Origin of the sequence: Ochrobactrum sp. AN78 (genome assembly GCF_029909885.1) — a bacterium.
GTDB classification, from domain to species: domain Bacteria; phylum Pseudomonadota; class Alphaproteobacteria; order Rhizobiales; family Rhizobiaceae; genus Brucella; species Brucella quorumnocens.
Window position 1 is genome coordinate 1 of the sequence record NZ_JASAMU010000005.1, and the last position, 20710, is coordinate 20710.

Here is a 20710-nt window from a genome sequence, read left to right on the forward strand (position 1 = left end):
CGTTTGAACTCTTCTGTAAATTCTCGCTGCTTCAATTCTAACTCTCCTGTCACTTTTATTTAACAGAAGCCCTCCACTTTTGAAGGGGAAGTCCAGCATGACCCGGATTTCGGCAGGCGATAGCGAGCGGTCCTTGGGAACGAAGGTTGCGATCGAGGCAGGCCCGACCTCATCGGCCGGGTTCGCCACCTTCTCCCCGTGCAGGATCGCGAAGGCGTAAACTAGCTTCACGATGTCCCGAACGTGGACCGCCGTGGCCGGGGCTCCCCGCCCCTTCACCTTTGCACACATCGCCCGAAGATCCTCGGGGCTGATTTCCGTCAGCAGCCGGTTCCGAAACGTGGGAAGGATGTCCCGCTCGTAAATCGTGCGGCGCATCGCGCGGGTGCTGTCGGCCATCCGGTGCTCTTGCAACCACCGCTCGCCAAACTCCCCGAAGCTCTTTGCTTCCTTGATACGGCGCTTTTCGCGCTGCTTCTCTTGCGCAGGCGACCGCCCTTCCTGAATGGCCCGCTGCGCGTCGATCAGCTTCTCCCGTGCGCGGGCCAAAGAGAGGTCGGCAGGCCCATATCGACCGAGCGTCAAGGTCTCACGCCGGCCGTTCATACGGTAGTCGTAACGGAACACGACCGACCCCGACGGTAGCACCACGACGTACATACCGTCACGGTCCACGACCTTATATAATTTATCCTTTGGTTTCAGCGCTTTGATACCAGCGTCAGTCAGCATTGGACCCTCCAAAATCGTTCAAAAAACGCGCGAGAGCGATCAAATATACCGTCAGCCCAAAATGGGCTTCTATGAACGGCCAATTTCCCTTTATTCTCAATCGAGTAAGGTCAAAAAAAATACCGTCACAAGCTCTCTAAGCCGTGACGGTATATGCAATCTGCCGATGCGACAAGAGTCGCCATACCGTCATCTATACCGTCAATCCGGAGGCTTGCCCCGCGATAGACGGCGATAGATGACGGTAGAATTATTTAATAATTTCAATCACTTATGGAGAGATCTCGCGTGCTATCGGCGGCATTCGGATAGGTCAGAATCATTCCCACTCAATCGTGCCCGGGGGCTTCGACGTGACATCATAGACGACGCGGTTGATACCGCGCACTTCATTGATAATGCGAGTGGCCGCATTGCCAAGGAAGTTCATGTCATAGTGATAGAAGTCAGCAGTCATACCATCAACTGAAGTCACTGCACGCAGTGCGCAGACGAATTCGTAGGTACGGCCATCGCCCATAACGCCAACGGTCTGAACCGGAAGCAGAACTGCGAACGCCTGCCAGATGGCATCGTAAAGACCAGCCTTGCGGATTTCATCAAGATAAATCGCGTCAGCTTCGCGCAGAATTTCAAGCTTTTCGCGCGTAATGCCGCCCGGGCAACGGATCGCAAGACCCGGGCCGGGGAATGGATGACGTCCGATGAAGCTGTCAGGAAGACCAAGTTCCTTACCGAGTACGCGCACTTCATCCTTGAAGAGTTCGCGCAAAGGCTCGACCAGCTGCATGTTCATGCGCTCTGGCAAACCACCAACATTGTGGTGCGACTTGATCGTGACCGAGGGGCCACCGGTAAACGAGACGCTTTCGATAACGTCTGGATACAACGTACCCTGAGCAAGGAAGTCCGCGCCGCCGAGCTTGTTCGCTTCTTCTTCGAAAACTTCGATGAACAGACGACCAATGGTCTTGCGCTTCTTTTCCGGATCGCTTTCGCCTTCGAGAGCGCCAATGAAACGATCCTGCGCGTTCACGAGGATCAGCGGCAGATTATAATGCTCCTTGAACATGGCCACCACATCGGCAGCCTCGTTCTTGCGCATCAATCCGTGGTCAACAAGAATACAAGTCAGCTGATCGCCAACTGCTTCATGAATCAGGAGAGCGGCAACTGACGAGTCAACGCCACCGGAGAGAGCGCAGATGACCTTACCCTTACCGACCTGTTTGCGGATGGCGTCAACAGCCTGTTCGCGATAGGCAGACATGGTCCAGTCAGGCTTTATACCGACGATGTTGTGAACGAAATTCTGAATGAGCTTCGCGCCATCTGGCGTATGCACCACTTCCGGGTGGAATTGAACCGCGAAATACTTGCGTTTCTCATCCGAAATAGCTGCAAAAGGTGCATTTGGCGATGTGCCGATGACCTTGAAGCCTTCAGGGAGCGCTGTGACGCGGTCGCCATGGCTCATCCAGACCTGATGACGTGTGCCCTTGGCCCAGATGCCAGCAAACAGCGCGCTGTCTTCCTGAACTTCGAGGAAGGCGCGACCGAACTCGCGGTCATGGCCGCTTTCGACCTTGCCACCCAGCTGGGCGCACATGGTCTGCTCGCCGTAGCAAATGCCAAGAACAGGGATGCCCGCCTCGAAAATTGCCTGTGGAGCGCGCGGGCTGCCGATGTCCGTTGTCGAGTGTGGACTACCCGACAGGATCACAGCCTTCGGATTAATGCGCTTATAGGCATCTTCCGCCAACTGGAACGGAACGATTTCGGAATAGACTCCAGCTTCGCGTACGCGGCGTGCAATCAGCTGCGTGACTTGGCTGCCAAAGTCGATGATAAGGATAGTGTCAGGATGTGCCGTGGTGCTCATGCGGAGCATCTAGATAAAAAGCAGCCAAAATGCAATGGACGAAGTGCCACGTTTCAACAATCAAACAGAGAAACTTGGCCTATACTGACATATCATTGTCAGGAAGTGCCAGGAAGTATCAGGACACCGTCAAAAATCGCCGCTTCCAGCTCTTCGACCGCACTTGCGAGTTTCTCGTCGATGATGTGCAGGAATTCCGTCCAGTCACCCACATGCTGCAATTCTCGTATGCCGTCGGAAATTCCACGCAGACCAATCAGCGTGATGCCATATGCCTGACATGCGCGCAGGCAGGCATACGTCTCCATATCCACCATATCGGTTTCAATTGTCTCATAGGCTTTTCCGGAGACGATATTTGCACCCGTTGAAAGTGTCGCGCTTGGAAGACCCGGCACAAGACATGGCAATTCAATGGTCTTCGGCAAGTCCAGAAATGGCGTGCAGCCTTTTTCAAAGCCTAAGGGGGAAGCATCCATATCGCGGTAAGCGACTGATGAGACCTGATAGACATCGGCCTGTGGCAGTGTCGCCGATCCAGCGGAACCGAGCGAGACGATCAGATCAGGCAATTCGCCCTGCTGTTCCAATACTGTGAGAACACGTGTCAGATTGATTGCTGATTCAACCGGACCGACGCCGCTCATCAGTGGCAAGAAGAGCGAACTCAGATACGGACCATATTCCGCTTCTGTCGCCATGACATAAAGAAGGCGTTTTCCTGCAATGCTTTTGATCATCCCTGTAGCCCCTTACGATCCTGAACAACCATCATTGTGCCTGTCATGGTCGCAATAAGACGCACTTCCGTGTCCGTCACAGCGAAAGCCTGTCCATCACTGACCATAATCGTCCGTCCGGGCTTGGTAACCTCACCACGGAACAGAAAACGGTCACCTCTACCGGGGGCTAGCAGATTGACCTTGAACTCTATTGTAAGCACTGCAGCGTCAGTCGGCATAAGACTGAGGGCTGCATAACCGCAGGCAGAGTCCAATGCCGCGGAAATTATGCCGGCGTGAAGAATGCCGTGCTGCTGTGTCAGCTCTTCGCGAAACGGCATTTCGACTTCGACGATGCCTGGCTCACAGCGCGTGAGTTCGGCTCCGATCAACTTCATGGCGGCCTGTCGACCGAAACTCTCCTCAACGCGTTCCTTAAAATCGGGCTCGGCTATTCTATGCGCTGGCATAATGGTCCCCGAGCTCAGCTGTGCTTTTGTAAGACACTCACATAAAACCCATCTGTGTTCGTTGACAATGGGGAAAATACGCTGCCGCGCGCCGGATACACCGGCGCAACCGTACCAGCTTCCGGAACCACCCTGCTCCAAAGTTCCGCCGGAGCCACTTCCGAATAATTGCTGTTCTCAGTGAGGAAGCGCTCAACCTGCCGTGTATTTTCTTCGTCAAAAAGCGAACAGGTCACATAAACTAGTCGTCCACCCGGTTTCACATAATGCTTGGCCGCTTCCAACACTTCCTGCTGGTCCTGCACACGACGTTCAAGCTGCTGATCATTCAGACGCCATTTTGCGTCCGGTCTGCGTCGCCACGTGCCAGAGCCCGTGCATGGCGCATCGGTGAGCACAAGGTCCATGCGTTCAATAAGTGGCGCAAGCGCATCTAGGTTGCCATGAATCTGCGTGTTTCGCACACCTGCTCTTTGCAATCTGTCATGCATCGGCGAGAGACGCGCGCGTTCGGCATCATAAGCGTGAACCTGTCCGCTATTTTGCATAGCAGCAGCCAGCGCCAGCGTCTTGCCACCAGCGCCCGCACAATAATCCAGCACCTGCTCACCGGGTTTAGCACCAGCAAACAAGGCAGCCATCTGCGAACCCAGATCCTGCACCTCAAACCAACCGTCAAGAAACGCCTGATCAGTCTGCACATTCGGATGACGTCCAAGTGCTTCAATCGGAGGAATGCGTAACGCCTGATCAAGGAGCGGCGCCTTTGCAACACCTGCCTTTTCGAGAGCGGCCAACGTTGCCTGCGGTGTGGCCTTCAGCAGATTGACTCTGAGATCAACGGGCGGGCGTGTCGCAAGGGCCGCAGCCTCTTCCACCCAGCGCTCACCAAACAATGCTTCCAGCGAAGGAATGCACCATTCGGGTACATCAGCTTTTACAAATGCTGGTGCAGCAGAAAGATCGCGGCTGGTCCACGCATCGCGACGTGCGGCGTCCAGGGATTCAGGGGCAAATTTATCACCTTCAAGCGCGGCATCAATAGCAGCGAAATCCATACCACCTTCGGAGATCAGCGCACCATGGGCCAATGCACGTGCGTCATCTGCATCCATGCGCCAGGCGATGGATAGTTTACGGCGAAGCGCATCATAAACAATATTGCCGATAACTGCACGATCGCCAGCGCCTGCAAAGCGGTGCGAGGCACCCCAATCCTTGAGCGCGTCGGAAGCTGGGCGCTTGCCCGCTTCAATATCGTTCAGAACCTCAATCGCCGCCTGAAGGCGTCCGCCAAGCCGCATTACCACTCCTTCACATCTTAAGCGTCGGGCATAGCCTTCCTTGATGGGAAAAGGCAATCGGCAAATGGGACTCGTTACGTTTTTAACTCAGTTCAAAAGCAAAAAGCCGGGACAGTTGCTCCGGCTTTTTAACACCTGCACCTGCCAGCTTATTCAGCCGCTGCGGTCGACTCTTCTTCAAGAGCGATGGTGTTGGCCTCATAGCCGTGTGCTTCTTTCAATGCTTTGCGAACACCGGCTTCATAATCGGGGTGCGCCAGCTTGAAATGAGCGAGCTGTCGCTCGACGATAAAACCCGGGACGCCGGTCATTGCTGCCGCAATATTCGAGAACAGGCGCGCTTTTTCACCATCATCAAACAGATTAAACAATGCACGCGGCTGCGAATAATCATCATTGCCGATGCGGTGATTGTAGCGATCGGCATCACCAGTAATGCGCAGTGGCGGTTCCTTGGCCGTTGGCTGCTCGACAGGTCCATTGAACGAGTTTGGTTCGTAGTAGGCATCAGGGTTGCCCGTTGCGATGCCGCCAAAAGTGTTCATCTGACCATCACGATGGTAGTGATGCACAGGGCACTTCGGCTGGTTGACCGGAAGATTCTCATAATGCGTACCAAGGCGATGGCGATGGGCATCGGCATAAGAGAACAGGCGTGCCTGTAGCATCTTGTCAGGCGAATAACTGATGCCCGGCACGATATTTGATGGCGAAAACGCCGCGTTTTCGATCTCGGTGAAGTAATTTTCCGCGTTGCGGTTGAGCTCCATCACGCCAATATCGATTGGCGGATAGTCAGCATGTGGCCACACCTTGGTAAGATCGAACGGGTTATAAGGAGTCTTGTCGGCATCCAGTTCGGGCATAATCTGTACCTGAACCTTCCACTGCGGGAACTCGCCCTTATCAATGGAGGTGAACAGATCTTCCTGCGTGGATTCACGTGTACGGCCGATCACGCGCTCAGCTTCGTCATTGGTCCAGTGCTTGTGACCTTGCAAGGTCTTGAAGTGGAACTTGACCCAATAACGCTCACCAGCATCATTCCAGAACGAGTAGGTATGCGAGCCATAACCATTGATGTGACGCACATCAGTCGGCAATCCGCGATCCGACATCAGAATCGTTACCTGATGTAGGCTCTCCGGCGAAAGCGACCAGAAATCCCACATGGCGGTTGCCGAACGCAGGTTGCTCTTTGGGTGACGCTTCTGGGTGTGGATGAAATCGGGGAACTTCAGTGGATCACGCACGAAGAAGACCGGCGTATTGTTGCCAACCAGATCCCAGTTGCCTTCTTCGGTGTAGAACTTCAGTGCAAAGCCGCGCACATCGCGCTCAGCATCGGCTGCACCCTGCTCACCGGCAACAGTCGAGAAGCGAGCCAGCATCGGGGTTTTCGCGCCAGGCTGCAGAGCCTTGGCCTTGGTGTATTTGGAAATATCGCCAGTAATTGTCAGCGTGCCGAATGCACCCCAACCCTTGGCGTGAACAACGCGTTCAGGAATACGCTCACGGTTCTGGTGCGACAGCTTTTCAATCAGCTGATAGTCCTGCAGCAAAACGGGACCGCGCTCACCAGCGGTAAGGGAATTCTGGTTATCCGGGATTGGCGCACCAGCGCTTGTAGTCATAATCGGACGGTCTGCCATGGGAATTTCCCTCCTAAAATAAATTGGTCTATCCAGCAATCAGCCTGGCTTTTGGCATGAAGTAGCCCTGCTACGACACGCTCTGGCTGGGTAACAAAAGCAGTTTAGACTTGTTCCAATAATAATCTCCAATTGCTTTTTATGTTATTATTGATAGGATTTTCCTATCATGTTTACGATTAGACAAATGCGCTATTTCGATGCGCTTGCCAGCACACTTCATTTTCGAAAAGCAGCTGAGCTCGCGCATATTTCACAGCCTGCCCTATCAGCTCAGATCGCCGAAATGGAAGCCGTCGCTGGCGCGTCACTATTTGAACGCTCACAACGTAAAGTCATCATGACAGAGCTTGGCCGTGAACTTCTTCCCGGCATCAGAACGATTCTCAAAGAGTTGCACGCGCTGGAGGAAATCTCGGCACAAAGCAAAGGCTTGCTGCAAACTCAGCTGCGTCTTGGGATCATTCCGACAGTCGCGCCCTATCTCGTGCCGCATCTCATTCCACTGCTCAGAGACCGGCACCCGTCTTTTCGGCTGCAACTGCGTGAAAGCGTGACAGCCAAGCTTCTCGATGAACTTCATGCAGGCGAAATCGACGCTATTGTTGCAGCGCTTCCAATCACGGATGATCGACTTGCGCATGAAAAACTCTTCGACGACCGCTTTCTGATCGCGACGTCCAGCAATGACCGGACGATCCTCTCGTCGCCCATGACACAGGATAGCGTGGCGCTTGATCGCTTGCTGTTACTTGAAGAAGGCCATTGTATGCGCGATCAGGCGCTGGCGGTCTGCTCTTTGCCATCAAAGCGGCAACTTGTGAAATATGGCGCGACCAGCATGACGACACTGCTGCAAATGGTGAGCCATGGCATGGGCCTGACGCTGATTCCTGAGATTGCTGTTCGTGCCGAAGCGCGCAGTAATCACATGCGCATCGTCCCGTTTGAAGGCGAGCAGCCAAAGCGCGAAATCGCGCTCTTCTGGCGAAGACAAAGTAAGCGTCGCAAAGATTTTCAGGCACTTGCCGAGTGCATCATCGAAAGTGCGAACAATCTTCTCATCAAGGATGATGAATTGCCTTCGCTTGCAAAATAAAAAGGCGGCTCGAAAGCCGCCTTCTCAGAACTATAAATGCAACGCTTACATGCCGCCCGGGTAATTCGGGCTTTCACGGGTGATCGATACACCGTGTGAATGGCTTTCACGCAGGCCCGCATTAGAAATGCGAACGAAGGTCGCCTTGTCACGGAACTCTTCCAGCGTCTTTGCGCCGACATAGCCCATGGAAGCGCGCAGCCCACCAGCGAGCTGGTGTAGAACTGCCGAGATCGGCCCCTTGTAAGCAACCTGACCTTCGATGCCTTCCGGGACGAGCTTCAGTTCATCACGGACTTCAGCTTGGAAGTAACGATCCGCCGAGCCACGCGCCATCGCCCCGACCGAACCCATGCCGCGGTAGGATTTGAATGAACGACCCTGATGCAGATAGACTTCACCCGGGCTTTCTTCCGTACCCGCCAGTAGCGAGCCTGCCATGGCTGCAACCGCTCCGGCAGCAAGCGCTTTGGCAAAATCGCCGGAGAACTTGATACCACCATCGGCGATTACCGGAATGTTGTGCTTGTGAGCTGCTTCAACCGCCGACATGATTGCGGAAAGCTGCGGAACACCAACGCCTGCAACAATACGCGTGGTGCAGATCGAACCCGGTCCGATACCGACCTTGACGGAGTCCGCACCTGCATCGATCAGTGCCTGTGTGCCTGAAGCCGTAGCAACATTACCTGCGAGAATAGCTACATTCGGATAAGCCTTCTTGATGCGTGCAACGGCATCGAGAACACGCTGCGAATGACCATGCGCTGTATCGACAACCAAAAGGTCGACGCCTGCATCAATCAAACGTTCGGCACGCTCATAGCCGTCTTCACCAACGCTCGTAGCAGCAGCAGCACGCAGACGACCTTGTGCATCCTTGGCAGCATTTGGATTGAGCTGCGACTTTTCAATGTCCTTGACCGTAATGAGGCCTACGCAACGCCCCTGATCGTCGACAACCAGCAGCTTTTCGATGCGGTGAGCATGCAGCAAGCGCTTGGCTTCATCCTGCTGCACGTTTTCACGCACAGTGATAAGGTTTTCGCGCGTCATCAGTTCGTAGATTTTCTGCGCCGGGTCAGAAGCAAACCGCACATCACGATTGGTCAAAATGCCGACCAGACGGCCCGGACCTTTGCCAGCATTTTCGACAACAGGAATTCCGGAAATGCGGTGCGCCTTCATGATTGCCTGTGCATCGGCAAGCGTCGCATCTGGTCCGATCGTGACAGGATTTACCACCATGCCGGATTCAAACTTCTTGACCTGCCGGACTTCCTCGGCCTGACGCTCAGGTGTCAGATTGCGATGAATAACACCAATGCCACCCGACTGCGCCATAGCGATGGCCAAACGCGATTCCGTCACGGTGTCCATTGCAGCGGAGAGTAGCGGCAGATTAAGCTCGATATCTTTGGCAATACGTGTGCGCAGATCGACCTGTCCGGGCATCACTTCGGAATGGCCCGGCTGCAAAAGCACATCATCAAAAGTAAGAGCGAGCGCGCCAGTGGAAGATTCCACGATTTTTGCCATTGCCAATTCCTTTACCGGTTTTACCGAATGAGAAAAGCCGCCTCTCCGGTAAGCATCCGGGAGCTGCGACTAGACTGGGTTTCGTGTTGAATTGGCACCGGCTGGTAACATGGTTATGACTACTTGGAAAGTCTTTTGCGGACAAGTTTCAGTTACTGATAACGATTTTCGTGATAAATCGCCCGCATACTTTGTGTAATTGGCCCAAAGGGGGCACAATGCGTAAATCATATCAACGCGTTCCACTCATTCGCCGTTCACGGGCAATGTGGATGTCTCCACGTTTGTGGAAGCCTCGGCTCGTCTTCTGGTGTGGCGCAATCGCAATCGGCCTTATCAGCGTAGCCTTTGCAGAAGCTGCAGATATTGCACAGGACTGGTTCAAGAGATTGACCGATGGCTCTGCCAGCCCATGGCGGGCTTGGTTGCCGCTCATCATCACACCACTTGGCTTCATGCTGTGCTCCTGGATCGCAATTGCCTGTTTCCCCGGCTCTGGCGGCAGCGGCATCCCGCAGGCAATTGCTGCCCGTCACCTGAACAATCATGAAGACAGAACGTTGCTCCTCTCGCTGAAGATTGCTTTTGGTAAGATCGTCCTTACCATTGTTGGTCTTTTTTCTGGTGCGTCCATCGGCCGTGAAGGTCCCACCGTGCAGATCGGCGCATCGATCATGCTGTTATCGGCACGCATCGGCAGCATGGAACAAGCGCGTGGACTCATTCTGGCGGGCTCCGCAGCTGGCATCGCGGCAGCCTTCAATACGCCGCTTGCGGGCATCGTTTTCGCCATCGAAGAAATGGGGCGCGCCTATGCATCCAGAACCAACGGCCTGGTTCTCTCCGCAGTTATCCTCGCAGGTCTCGCCTCGCTCGGCCTTGTCGGCAACTATAACTATTTCGGTCTGACGACTGTAACCGTTACAACTCATATGGATTGGGTTCTGGTAATCGGCTGTGGCGTGATTGGTGGTGCATTCGGCGCTGCATTCAGTGCGCTCGCACTTAATCTGACAAATCGTGTACGACGCCGCGTTCAGAAGGCACCGCTTCGGGATACCGTACTTATAGCAGGCGCCTGTGGTCTGGTGATCGCCATCATCGGCGTTGCATCGGGTGGAGCGACTTTTGGCACCGGATATGATCAAGCCCGTAGTGCAGTAGAAGGTCTGCCGCTGTCTCCATTCTATTTCGTGGAGAAATTTATTGCAGGGCTTCTCTCTATGGTGTCCGGCATCCCCGGCGGCATATTTGCACCATCCTTGTCCGTCGGCGCGGGACTCGGCAGCACCATAGGGCTGCTTCTTGGAACCAGCATCAGTCTCGCAGCCGTTCTGGGTATGGCGGGCTACTTTGCCGGCGTAGTGCAAGCCCCTATGACTGCCTTTGTCATCATTCTGGAAATGACCGGCAACCACAACAACGTCATTCCGCTGATGTGTGCATCGATGCTGGGATATGGCACCGCCCGGCTTATTTCACATGAGCCGCTCTATCACGCCTTGTCGCGAACATTCGTGGCAGATGTCTTGCGTCAGCGTCGCGCAAGGGAAAAGAATATATTACCTGAATAAAAATCCATCTTGGGGGAGGACATAACTATGGATCGAAGAACATTCGCAAAATCGCTTGCAGGGTTGGGGACAATACCCTTCATAGTCGGTTCGGCAACAGCAGCACAAAGGGGAGAAACAAGCATGCTGGAATTGATGGGCGGAAGCATTACCGATGTCCCGGGAATGAAACTCGGGCATCATACGCTGACCAAGCGCCCAACCGGCTGCACCGTTCTACTCTGCGAAGAAGGAGCAACGGCAGGCGTCGATGTGCGTGGCTCCGCACCCGGCACACGCGAAACCGATCTCCTCGATCCAATGAACTATGTTCAACAAGTACAAGCTATTCTGCTATCCGGTGGCAGCGCTTATGGTCTCAGTGCCGCGACTGGTGTGATGCGCTATCTCGAAGAGAACAATCTCGGTTTCAAAATCGGCAAGGGTGTCGTTCCGATTGTGCCTGCGGCCATCCTGATGGATCTTGGTGTGGGAGATTTTTCCGTTCGTCCTGATGAAGAAGCCGGATATCTGGCGTGTAAGGCTGCAAAAGCCGAAGCCTCCGGCGAAGGCAATATTGGCGCAGGCGCAGGTGCAACCGTCGGCAAGATGTTTGGTATGGAGTATGCGATGAAAGGCGGCCTTGGCACAGCAAGCTACAAGGTTCCCGGAACCGAAGTCGTGGTCGGCGCGATTGTCGCTGTAAACGCCGTTGGCGATGTCTACGCCCCCAACTCGCAGCAGATTCTGGCGGGAGCGCGTAACGAAGACGGCAAAGGCTTCCGCAACATCATGGACTCGATCATGCAGGGTCGCAATGTCGTCAAATCCGGCGGTGCCAACACCACCATTGGTGCGATTGCAACCAATGTTCCGTTCAACAAGGCTGAACTCAAAAAGATCGCTGGCATGGCACATGACGGCTTTGCCCGTTCGATCAACCCCATCCACACAATGTGGGATGGCGATACGATCTTTGCGCTCTCGACAGGCAAGGCAGAAGGTGTTGAAGCTGATGTGACGGCCATCGGTGCTATTGCCTCAACTGTGATGGCTCATGCCATTGCCCGTGCGGTGATGCAGGCCGAAAGTCTGCCAGACCTCAACTTGCCCGCTCATCGGGACTATGTTTGAGCATCTTAGCCAAAAGTGCAAACCGGTTTTGCGTTCAAAAAATGCGCCAAACCAAATAGATTGAGCGGTTCCAACGGTTCAATACCAACTGGAACCGCTTAAGCGGAAAGCTCTCGATAACCACATAAACACGCAGCGATTGAAACGGTCCGTAATATACGCGATATGAGAAACGGCTTTTACAGAGCCTGATATTGGAATGAGAGCGCTGAGTGCCCTTTCGGGCGCATAAAAGGCTATTCTAACAGTGTATATGCAACAGATCGATTTTCATCTGAAGACAGGTTCGGACACGGCATGACAGGCAATTCCCTCAAATTCGGCACAAGCGGTCTCAGAGGACTGGCGACCGAGCTTAACGGATTGCCTGCTTATGCCTATTCGCTGGCATTTGTGCATATGCTGAAATCAACAGGTAACCTGAATACCGGCGACAAAGTGTTTGTCGGTCAGGATTTGCGCCCATCAAGCCCTGATATCGCAGCACTTGCCATGGGCGCGATTGAAGATGCAGGCTTCACACCTGTTGATTGCGGGGTCTTGCCCACACCTGCTCTGAGCTATTATGCCATGGCGCAAAATGCGCCCTGTATCATGGTTACCGGCAGTCATATTCCAGATGACCGCAATGGACTGAAATTTTATCGCGCCGATGGTGAAATCGATAAGGATGACGAAGCCGCGATAAGTGCGGCTTATGTTGCTCTCCCGTCTGATATTGCATCACGGAAAGCAGTGGGCTTGCCAGTAAGCGATAGCGCGATCAATGCCTATGCCGAGCGCTATATCCAGCTTTTCGGCGCCAACGGCCTCACAGGACTGAAAGTCGGTGTGTATCAGCATTCGTCGGTAGCACGTGATCTTCTCACCAATGTCCTTGGCGCGCTTGGTGCAGAAACAGTCGCACTTGGCCGGTCCGATGTTTTTGTGCCGGTCGATACCGAAGCGCTACGCCCGGAAGATATTCATCTTCTTGCGCAATGGGCAAAGCATGACCAATTTGATGCTATCGTCTCAACTGATGGCGACGCAGACCGCCCTCTTATTGCAGACGAGCATGGAAATTTTGTGCGTGGCGACCTTGTGGGCGCCATCACATCTGCCTGGGTCGGTGCCGATGTCATCGTCACGCCAGTCACTTCCAATGCAGCGCTGGAAGAGTGCGGAAAGTTTGGCCGCGTTTTACGTACACGCGTCGGCTCGCCATATGTGATTGCCGGTATGCAGCAGGCTCTGAACGAAAACGCAAAGAGCGTGGTTGGATTTGAAGCAAATGGCGGCGTGCTTCTAGGAAGCGCTATCGGCAAAGGCGGTCGGCAACTATCTGCGCTCCCAACGCGCGACGCGCTTCTGCCAATCCTTGCTTGTCTGAGCACGATCAAACAAACGCAAACGCCTCTTTCCGAAATCGCGCACAGCTATGGCTTTCGAATTGCATTGAGCGATCGCTTGCAGAATGTGCCGCAAGAAAAAAGTGCCGCATTTCTGTCAGTCATCACGCAGGAAGACGCACGTATTCAGCTTTTCCCGGCAACTGACCCTGTTATACGGTTTGAAGCAATCGATGGCGTAAAGCTGTTCTTCAAATCAGGTAATGCGGTGCATTATCGTGCGTCAGGAAATGCACCGGAACTACGCTGCTATGTCGAATCTGCCAGCGAAGCTCAGGCCAGTGAATTATTGACAATGGGACTCGAAATCGCCCGTAACGCAACGAAGGATGCCACCAGCAAATGAGCTTTATCCCGGTTATCATCAGCGGCGGTTCTGGTTCCAGACTCTGGCCGCTTTCACGCGACGCCCACCCAAAACCCTTCATCGAACTGCCAGATGGCGGCACGTTGATCGGAAAGACCTATGCGCGCGCTTCGCGCCTTCAGGATGCAGATCAAATTCTCACGGTCACAAACCGCGATTTCCTGTTTCTGACGCTCGATGCCTATGCTGATGCTGACGCGCGCAAGATCGACAATACATTTCTTCTTGAACCGCTCGGCCGCGATACAGCGCCCGCTGTAGCATTGGCAGCGCTTCAGGCCGCATCAACCTATGGTGCCGATGCGACTTTGCTGATCATGCCAGCCGACCATCTGATCGAAGATGAAGCGGCTTTCGCAGCTGCGGTAGTCGAAGCACGCAAACTTGCCGAAGCCGGCCGCATTGTCACTTTCGGCATTGTTCCGGATCATCCTGAGACAGGCTTTGGCTACATCGAAGTCGATGGCACTGACGTTCGGCGCTTTGTTGAAAAACCGGATGCAGAGACTGCACAGACCTATGTTGAGAGCGGCCGCTATTATTGGAATTCCGGCATGTTCTGCTTTAAGGCCCTCACGATGATTGACGCCATGCAGCGCCATGCTCCTGAAGTCCTGGAAGGTGCCAGATCAGCGCTTGAGCACTCACGCCGGGGTGTGAATGGCGAAACCAGAACGCTGGAAATCGCCAAGGATCAGTTTGCGGCAACGCCTGCCATTTCCATCGACTATGCTGTCATGGAAAAGGCAGACAACATCGCCTGCATCCCTGTTTCCTGTGGCTGGTCCGATATTGGCTCGTGGGCGGCAATGGCCGATCTGATCGAGCCGGACGCTGACGGCAATCGTCTGCGTGGGGAAACGGTCCTCGAAGAAACAACCGACAGCTTTGTTCTTTCGGAAACGCGTCTGGTCAGCCTCGTTGGCGTTCACGATCTTCTCGTTGTCGATACGCCAGATGCCCTGCTTGTCGCCCATCGCGATAAGGCGCAGGATGTGCGCAAGGTCTTCAACAAGTTGCGCGCTCAAGGTCACGAAGCGGCAAAACTGCACCGCACGGCACACCGTCCATGGGGCACTTATACGGTTCTGGAAGAAGGCGATGGTTTCAAGATCAAGCGTATCGAGGTCAAGCCCGGTCGCCGTCTGAGCTTGCAGGCGCATCATCATCGTTCCGAACACTGGATTGTGGTTTCCGGCACGGCAAAGGTCGTCAATGGCGAGCGGGAAATCCTGCTCACCAACAATCAATCGACCTATATCCCTTGCGGCTTCAAGCACCGTCTAGAAAATCCGGGCATTCTGCCGCTCGTTCTCATTGAAGTGCAAAGCGGCGAATATCTCGGCGAAGATGACATCGTCCGTTACGACGACATTTATGGTCGTACTTGATAAAATAAAGAATACGCGAAATGTGATCTGGATCATCGACAAATGGCGGTTTTTCGCAGTCGCGAATCCGCTATAGTCGTTTCATGACGATCCAGCACTTAAGCGAAACCATTATCAACCAGATTGCCGCTGGCGAGGTGATTGAACGCCCAGCCAGCGTGATCAAGGAACTTGTCGAAAATGCAATCGATGCTGGCGCAACGCGTATCGAGGTTGTGACCGCTGGCGGCGGCAAGACACTTCTGCGCGTGACCGATAATGGTTCTGGCATCCCTTCCAATGAGCTGTCACTCGCCGTTTCACGCCATTGCACGTCCAAGCTCACTGACGATGTGAATGATATTCGCGCGCTGGGTTTTCGCGGCGAAGCGTTGCCGTCCATCGGTTCGGTTTCAAAACTCACGCTGAAATCACGTCCGCAGGATGCCGAGTCCGGCTTTGAAGTGGCGGTTAACGGCGGGCATCTGGAAGGCCCACGTCCGGCGGCGCTTAATCGCGGTACCATTGCCGAAGTACGCGACCTCTTTTATGCGACGCCTGCGCGTCTTAAATTCATGAAGACAGATCGCGCCGAAGCCACTGCCGTCACCGATATCGTCAAACGGATTGCCATTGCTTTCCCGCAGGTTCGGTTTTCCTTAGCAGGCACGGACCGGACGCCGCTGGAACTTCCCGCGACCGGAAACGGTGTCGATGCCACGCTTGAGCGTATAGGCCAGATACTCGGCAAGGAATTTTCGGAGAATGCGCTGCATATTGATGCCGAGCGCGATGGTGTGAGACTTGCGGGTTTTGCCGGCATCCCATCATTTAACCGGGGCAATGCACTGCATCAATTTGCATATGTGAATGGCCGCCCTGTTCGCGATAAACAGATTTTCGGCGCCCTGCGCGGTGCATATTCCGATGTCATTGCGCGTGACCGCCATCCAGTGGCAGTGCTGTTTCTGACACTCGATCCATCTTTGGTGGATGTGAACGTGCATCCTGCCAAAGCAGATGTTCGCTTCCGTGATCCAGGCCTTGTGCGTGGTCTTATTGTGGGTGCCATCAAGCAGGCGCTTGCACAATCAGGCATACGCCCGGCAACAAGCGGCGCAGAAGCCATGCTGCAAGCGTTCCGAGCTGAAGGATTTCAATCGCGCGCCTCTACCGGCAATTACGCGGCTCCTGCGTGGCGACCAGCGACACCATCCGCGCCACGTACAGAATGGTCGCCGCAAACGGCACACCCGGCACATAAGCCGCTGAGTTTTGATAGCCCGCTTGCCTTTCATGAAGACGAGCAGGCAACGATTGCAACAATACCCGCAGCCGATGCACGCGCCACCATCGGGGAAGCCTCCGTCGAAACGATGCAGAAGCCACTTGGCGCTGCACGTGCACAGATTCACGAAAATTATATCGTCGCGCAGACAGAAGACAGTCTGGTCATCGTAGACCAGCACGCAGCACATGAGCGCCTCGTCTATGAAGCGTTGAAGAATGCGCTGCATTCTCGCCCGATACCGGGGCAGATGCTGCTGATACCCGAAATTGTTGACCTGCCGGAAGAAGATGCCGAGCGACTCACCGCCCATTCTGAAACGCTGTCTCGGTTCGGCCTCGGTATTGAACAGTTCGGCCCCGGCGCAATCGCTGTGCGCGAAACACCTGCCATGCTAGGCGAGATGAACGTGCAGCAGCTTATCCGCGATTTGGCTGATGAAGTTGCGGAGCACGACACGTCCGATGGTCTCAAAGCGATGCTGAACCACGTCGCTGCCACCATGGCCTGCCACGGTTCAGTGCGTTCGGGTCGACGGCTTAAACCTGAAGAAATGAATGCGCTCTTGCGTGATATGGAGGCAACACCCGGCTCCGGTACATGCAATCACGGACGCCCCACCTATATTGAGCTGAAACTTACCGATATTGAGCGATTGTTTGGCCGGCGCTAAGCAGAGGCTAAAGCATGTCGCAGTTAAATGGATCTAGAGCGAGCACCATGGGTGCGATTAAACGCGACACGCTCTGGACGAAGCATTCGCTGCTTGATAGATTCTGGCATCAAGGAATTACACAATGAACAAGTTTGAATCACCTCGCTCATCAGAAGCTGTCCTGCGTTATCTCGACGGCGATTTTGAAATCGTAAAGCACGGCTCTTTTGTGCTTTGTGCCGTGACCGGTGCACCTGTTCCGCTCGATGAGTTGAAATATTGGAGCGTAGCGCGCCAGGAAGCTTATGCGTCGGGGCTGATTTCCTACGAGCGTGAGCTTGCACTTAATCCTGAATTGCGCAGCCGCAAGAAGGCTTAAACTGGTTTAGAAGCCGATAAAGAGCGGGCTTTGTACCGCTCGACTGCCATATCGAGAATATGGCCCAGCGCGTCCTTACGCTCAAATTGCAGATCTATATCGAGTACGGCTAATTCGCGCATAAACTCATTCGGCACGTCACTCATTGTCACCAGGCGAACGTGATCCTTGGCAGTGGTAATTAGGCCCAATCCAAGCCGGTCCGCTGTTACAATGAGTTTGCGAATATCATCCGGCTGATAGCTGTAATGATCTGGGAAGGTTTGACTTTCCACAACCTCGCCGCCAGCCTCCTCCACACTGGCAAAGAACTTGGCGGGGTTGCCAATCCCCGCAAAAGCCAGCCAGCGATTGCCGGCAACCGCTGAAGCCGACGAAGGCAGCAACCGTGCCTCGTAAACGGCGCGCCCGGCACGTGACGCCTGCCGCACCACAAAATCAGCCGCACCACCCTTGCCAATGCGCAGCAGAGCGTCGGTCTTGCGCATCTGGTCAGTCAACGGCGCGCGCAAGGGACCTGCAGGAATCACCAGACCGTTGCCGATCCCGCGTGTCGAATCGACCACCAGCAGCGAAAAGTCGGCATGCAGTCGTGCACTCTGAAAACCATCATCCATAATGATAAAGTCGCAGCCGCGCCGATGTAATTCCTGCGCCGACTTCAAGCGATCCGGGCAAAGCGCTACGGGCGCATGACGCGCAAGCAGCAGCGGTTCGTCGCCGACATGACGTGCGCTGTCAGAGGACGGATCAACGATGTGCAGCCCTTTGTAATTGCCGCCATAACCGCGTGAAACAATACCGGGATGTAAGCCGCGCGCTTTTGCGGCCTTTGAAAAGGCAATAGCAGTCGGAGTTTTGCCTGCGCCGCCCACTGTAAAATTACCGATACAGAGAACGGGCGCCGCGATTTTTGGCGGTTCCGCTTTAAGAAGCCGTCGGCCAGCAATAGCGCCATAGACCCAGGACAGGGGCGCAAGCCCCCAGGCACGCCAGTCAGGCTTTTCCCACCAGAAGGGTGGTGCCTCGCTCGCCATGCTTAGATGCCGCCGTTGATAAAGGCCGAATCGTTACGATTTCCCGGCAACTGCGCCTGCAAAACTAGCGGCTGAATGAATGGCTCGAGCGAATTCAATGTGCGATCCAGCGCGCCGCGCATATCCTTTACCGTGTTTGCACCGGCAGTGATCATCGAGCGCAGGTGCTGCGGATTATTGAAGAGAAAGTTGATCGCACCGGCGAGCATGTTGCGATCCTTCACCACGCGCGCACCACCATTCTTGATAAGGCGCTGGAAGGATTCACGGAAATTCTGAACATTCTTGCCCGTCAGCACTGCTGTGCCCATCATGGCGGGTTCAAGCGGATTATGCCCACCTTCTTTGGTCAGTGAATTACCAATGAAGGCAATCTCGGTGAGTTGGAGATAAAGCCCCATCTCGCCAATCGTATCACCAAGCAGAATATCGGTATCCGCTTCGATAACGTCTCCGCGGCTGCGTGCTGCGACTTTCAATCCCTTTTCGCCAAGCATAGCTTCAATGGCGGGAGCGCGGTTGGGATGACGCGGAACGATGATCGTGACCAGACGCGGATATCGTACCTTCAGCATCTGATGGACTTCTGCCGCTATCTCTTCTTCACCATCGTGGGTAGAGATTGCAGCCCATGTACGACGTCCGGCAATTTGGCGCTGCATGGTTGCCAGTGCCTGCGGATCGGCAGGTGCCGGGGCCGTATCGACCTTGAGATTGCCCGAAACGCTAACCGGCCTTGCCCCAAGAGCCCGAAATCGATCGCCATCAAGCTCGGACTGCGCAATCACATGCGCGAAGTTTTCAAACAGCGCTTCCGCCAATTCTGGTCGTTTCTGCCATGCCGCAAAAGAACGGTCCGAAAGACGGCCGTTGACCAGCACATGCGGAATATGCCGCGCGCCAAGCGAAAGCACTGTTGCTGGCCAAATCTCGGATTCACAGCCTATCGCCAGATCCGGCTTCCAGTGATCAAGGAAATTGTTGACCGCCGGTTGCAGATCGAGCGGCGCATATTGATGGATAACCTGACTGCCCAGCTGATCGGCAACCAGTTTCGCCGATGTCACCGTTCCCGTCGTCATAACGATGTGGATACCAGTGGCTGCGATGCTTTCAATCAGCGGCGCCATGGCAACCGATTCTCCAACACTTGCAGCATGAGCCCATATGACAGGCCCTTGCGGTCGAGCTATCGACGTTTTGCCGTAACGCTCACCGCGCCTGGCACGCTCTTCTTTGCCGCGTGATGCACGATAGGAAATATAAGTGCCGATGAAAGGATAGGCCGCAGAGCCGAGCATACGATAGGCCGACAACATGTTTCGTGCCCAACGTTCACTCATTTACCTGCCTCCAATGCGGCATAGGCCTTGGTCGTCGCGTCATTGAGTTGGCGCGTCAATTCCATGCGCTTTTCTTCCAGTTGTGCCTCATCGGCATTTTCATCCACCCAGACCGGCTCTCCACAGACAATTATCGAGCGGCCGAATGGCAACGGAATTGTGGTCTTATCCCATGTCTTATGCAAAACATGATTCCGCGAAAAAGCATACGCAAAAGGCATTATTGGTCGACCTGATAATTTGGCCAGCAAAATAATTCCTTCGCCCGCTTCACGCGCTTTGCCGTGGGCGATATCAGCAATCATTGACGCTGATTGTCCCTTTTTCAGGGCATTTTTCAACGTTAAAAGCGCGCGCGCTCCACCTTTTCTAGCGGAGTTGCCTTCGCCGCGCCCACCAGAGCCTCGCACTGTGATGAAGCCGAACTTCTCAGCGATACGTGCATTGAGTTCCGCATCGGCACTGCGGGAAAACATGGCCACCACTTCAAGATCATGGGGACGCACCGCCGCTGCCATAATGTGCTGACCGTGCCAGAACGTTATGATTGAGGGGCTATTTTCGCGCAAAAGGGTCTTGATATCAGCAGATCCCTTGAGACGCGGATTGGTCAGATGCACAAATTTCAGATAGCTGGAAATGAGCTGCACCAGCGCGGATTGTAAGAAAGCCGAACGCGCAAGTGGCCCGCGAATGCGGCGCCACATACGCTTTGCAAATCCATCCGAGCGGCTGCGTTCACCGGCTTTCGGTGCGCTTTTTTCCTTTGCCATCTGATCTTTGTGCGGAGCAG

Annotated in this window: 17 protein-coding genes; 7 read left to right on the forward strand and 10 right to left on the reverse strand. The window is 54.5% G+C overall.

Going from position 1 to position 20710, the window contains the following annotated elements; translation table 11 throughout:
• The 6 genes from QBD00_RS11035 to katA form a co-directional block, all read right to left on the reverse strand.
• Positions 1-732: tyrosine-type recombinase/integrase (locus tag QBD00_RS11035; RefSeq protein ID WP_318579507.1), on the reverse strand; the 732-nt coding region annotated here is incomplete at its 3' end.
• A 319-nt stretch (positions 733-1051) separates the two neighbouring features.
• On the reverse strand, positions 1052-2614 hold the full coding sequence (gene guaA / locus QBD00_RS11040; RefSeq protein WP_151090937.1) for a glutamine-hydrolyzing GMP synthase: 1563 nt from the start codon (positions 2612-2614) through the stop codon (positions 1052-1054).
• Between the two features lie 98 nt (positions 2615-2712).
• Positions 2713-3354 (reverse strand): 5'-methylthioadenosine/S-adenosylhomocysteine nucleosidase, encoded by a 642-nt coding sequence (locus QBD00_RS11045; protein WP_151090939.1) that lies wholly within the window; start codon positions 3352-3354, stop codon positions 2713-2715.
• Positions 3351-3806, reverse strand: coding sequence for a PaaI family thioesterase (locus QBD00_RS11050; protein WP_095444854.1), 456 nt, complete (start codon positions 3804-3806; stop codon positions 3351-3353). Before QBD00_RS11050 ends, QBD00_RS11045 begins: the two co-directional genes overlap by 4 nt.
• A gap of 14 nt (positions 3807-3820) precedes the next feature.
• Positions 3821-5110 (reverse strand): RsmB/NOP family class I SAM-dependent RNA methyltransferase, encoded by a 1290-nt coding sequence (locus QBD00_RS11055; protein ID WP_151090941.1) that lies wholly within the window; start codon positions 5108-5110, stop codon positions 3821-3823.
• 149 nt (positions 5111-5259) lie between these two features.
• Positions 5260-6762: a catalase KatA gene (katA, locus tag QBD00_RS11060; protein WP_191793406.1), complete on the reverse strand. Its 1503-nt coding sequence runs from the start codon at positions 6760-6762 to the stop codon at positions 5260-5262.
• Positions 6763-6931: 169 nt separating this feature from the next.
• Here katA and QBD00_RS11065 point away from each other — a divergent pair, with 169 nt between their 5' ends.
• Positions 6932-7861, forward strand: a complete 930-nt coding sequence (locus QBD00_RS11065) for a hydrogen peroxide-inducible genes activator (protein WP_151090945.1) — start codon at positions 6932-6934, stop codon at positions 7859-7861.
• A gap of 45 nt (positions 7862-7906) precedes the next feature.
• On the opposite strand, the gene guaB is transcribed toward QBD00_RS11065, so the two are convergent.
• Positions 7907-9400 (reverse strand): IMP dehydrogenase, encoded by a 1494-nt coding sequence (guaB, locus tag QBD00_RS11070; protein WP_151090947.1) that lies wholly within the window; start codon positions 9398-9400, stop codon positions 7907-7909.
• Between the two features lie 218 nt (positions 9401-9618).
• Here guaB and QBD00_RS11075 point away from each other — a divergent pair, with 218 nt between their 5' ends.
• The 6 genes from QBD00_RS11075 to QBD00_RS11100 all read left to right on the forward strand — a co-directional run bounded on the left by QBD00_RS11075 (position 9619) and on the right by QBD00_RS11100 (position 17537).
• Positions 9619-10974 (forward strand): chloride channel protein, encoded by a 1356-nt coding sequence (locus QBD00_RS11075; RefSeq protein WP_318579508.1) that lies wholly within the window; start codon positions 9619-9621, stop codon positions 10972-10974.
• 27 nt (positions 10975-11001) lie between these two features.
• Positions 11002-12087: a P1 family peptidase gene (locus QBD00_RS11080; protein WP_191793404.1), complete on the forward strand. Its 1086-nt coding sequence runs from the start codon at positions 11002-11004 to the stop codon at positions 12085-12087.
• A gap of 297 nt (positions 12088-12384) precedes the next feature.
• Complete coding sequence (locus QBD00_RS11085) at positions 12385-13824, forward strand: phosphomannomutase (RefSeq protein WP_318579509.1); 1440 nt, start codon at positions 12385-12387, stop codon at positions 13822-13824.
• Positions 13821-15236: a mannose-1-phosphate guanylyltransferase/mannose-6-phosphate isomerase gene (locus tag QBD00_RS11090; RefSeq protein WP_191793402.1), complete on the forward strand. Its 1416-nt coding sequence runs from the start codon at positions 13821-13823 to the stop codon at positions 15234-15236. Before QBD00_RS11085 ends, QBD00_RS11090 begins: the two co-directional genes overlap by 4 nt.
• A gap of 83 nt (positions 15237-15319) precedes the next feature.
• Positions 15320-17176: a DNA mismatch repair endonuclease MutL gene (gene mutL, locus QBD00_RS11095; RefSeq protein WP_191793401.1), complete on the forward strand. Its 1857-nt coding sequence runs from the start codon at positions 15320-15322 to the stop codon at positions 17174-17176.
• 124 nt (positions 17177-17300) lie between these two features.
• Positions 17301-17537 (forward strand): DUF2093 domain-containing protein, encoded by a 237-nt coding sequence (locus QBD00_RS11100; protein WP_095444864.1) that lies wholly within the window; start codon positions 17301-17303, stop codon positions 17535-17537.
• Here QBD00_RS11100 and lpxK read toward each other — a convergent pair.
• The 3 genes from lpxK to QBD00_RS11115 are packed head-to-tail and all read right to left on the reverse strand — an operon-like array spanning position 17534 to position 20690.
• On the reverse strand, positions 17534-18574 hold the full coding sequence (gene lpxK, locus QBD00_RS11105) for a tetraacyldisaccharide 4'-kinase (RefSeq protein WP_191793400.1): 1041 nt from the start codon (positions 18572-18574) through the stop codon (positions 17534-17536). The two genes, QBD00_RS11100 and lpxK, sit on opposite strands and share 4 nt — an antisense overlap.
• 2 nt (positions 18575-18576) lie before the next feature.
• The gene (gene waaA / locus QBD00_RS11110; protein WP_151090961.1) at positions 18577-19917 is read right to left on the reverse strand and encodes a lipid IV(A) 3-deoxy-D-manno-octulosonic acid transferase; all 1341 of its coding nucleotides are present in this window, start codon (positions 19915-19917) and stop codon (positions 18577-18579) included.
• Complete coding sequence (locus QBD00_RS11115; RefSeq protein WP_095444867.1) at positions 19914-20690, reverse strand: lysophospholipid acyltransferase family protein; 777 nt, start codon at positions 20688-20690, stop codon at positions 19914-19916. Before QBD00_RS11115 ends, waaA begins: the two co-directional genes overlap by 4 nt.
• Positions 20691-20710: the final 20 nt, after the last annotated feature.

Bases quoted from the DNA above. Each gene is read 5' to 3' on its own strand.
- guaA (WP_151090937.1), bottom strand. From the start codon at position 2,614: ATGAGCACCACGGCACATCCTGACACTATCCTTATCATCGACTTTGGC.
- QBD00_RS11045 (WP_151090939.1), bottom strand. From the start codon at position 3,354: ATGATCAAAAGCATTGCAGGAAAACGCCTTCTTTATGTCATGGCGACA.
- QBD00_RS11050 (WP_095444854.1), bottom strand. From the start codon at position 3,806: ATGCCAGCGCATAGAATAGCCGAGCCCGATTTTAAGGAACGCGTTGAG.
- QBD00_RS11055 (WP_151090941.1), bottom strand. From the start codon at position 5,110: ATGCGGCTTGGCGGACGCCTTCAGGCGGCGATTGAGGTTCTGAACGAT.
- katA (WP_191793406.1), bottom strand. From the start codon at position 6,762: ATGGCAGACCGTCCGATTATGACTACAAGCGCTGGTGCGCCAATCCCG.
- QBD00_RS11065 (WP_151090945.1), top strand. From the start codon at position 6,932: ATGTTTACGATTAGACAAATGCGCTATTTCGATGCGCTTGCCAGCACA.
- guaB (WP_151090947.1), bottom strand. From the start codon at position 9,400: ATGGCAAAAATCGTGGAATCTTCCACTGGCGCGCTCGCTCTTACTTTT.
- QBD00_RS11075 (WP_318579508.1), top strand. From the start codon at position 9,619: ATGCGTAAATCATATCAACGCGTTCCACTCATTCGCCGTTCACGGGCA.
- QBD00_RS11080 (WP_191793404.1), top strand. From the start codon at position 11,002: ATGGATCGAAGAACATTCGCAAAATCGCTTGCAGGGTTGGGGACAATA.
- QBD00_RS11085 (WP_318579509.1), top strand. From the start codon at position 12,385: ATGACAGGCAATTCCCTCAAATTCGGCACAAGCGGTCTCAGAGGACTG.
- QBD00_RS11090 (WP_191793402.1), top strand. From the start codon at position 13,821: ATGAGCTTTATCCCGGTTATCATCAGCGGCGGTTCTGGTTCCAGACTC.
- mutL (WP_191793401.1), top strand. From the start codon at position 15,320: ATGACGATCCAGCACTTAAGCGAAACCATTATCAACCAGATTGCCGCT.
- QBD00_RS11100 (WP_095444864.1), top strand. From the start codon at position 17,301: ATGAACAAGTTTGAATCACCTCGCTCATCAGAAGCTGTCCTGCGTTAT.
- lpxK (WP_191793400.1), bottom strand. From the start codon at position 18,574: ATGGCGAGCGAGGCACCACCCTTCTGGTGGGAAAAGCCTGACTGGCGT.
- waaA (WP_151090961.1), bottom strand. From the start codon at position 19,917: ATGAGTGAACGTTGGGCACGAAACATGTTGTCGGCCTATCGTATGCTC.
- QBD00_RS11115 (WP_095444867.1), bottom strand. From the start codon at position 20,690: ATGGCAAAGGAAAAAAGCGCACCGAAAGCCGGTGAACGCAGCCGCTCG.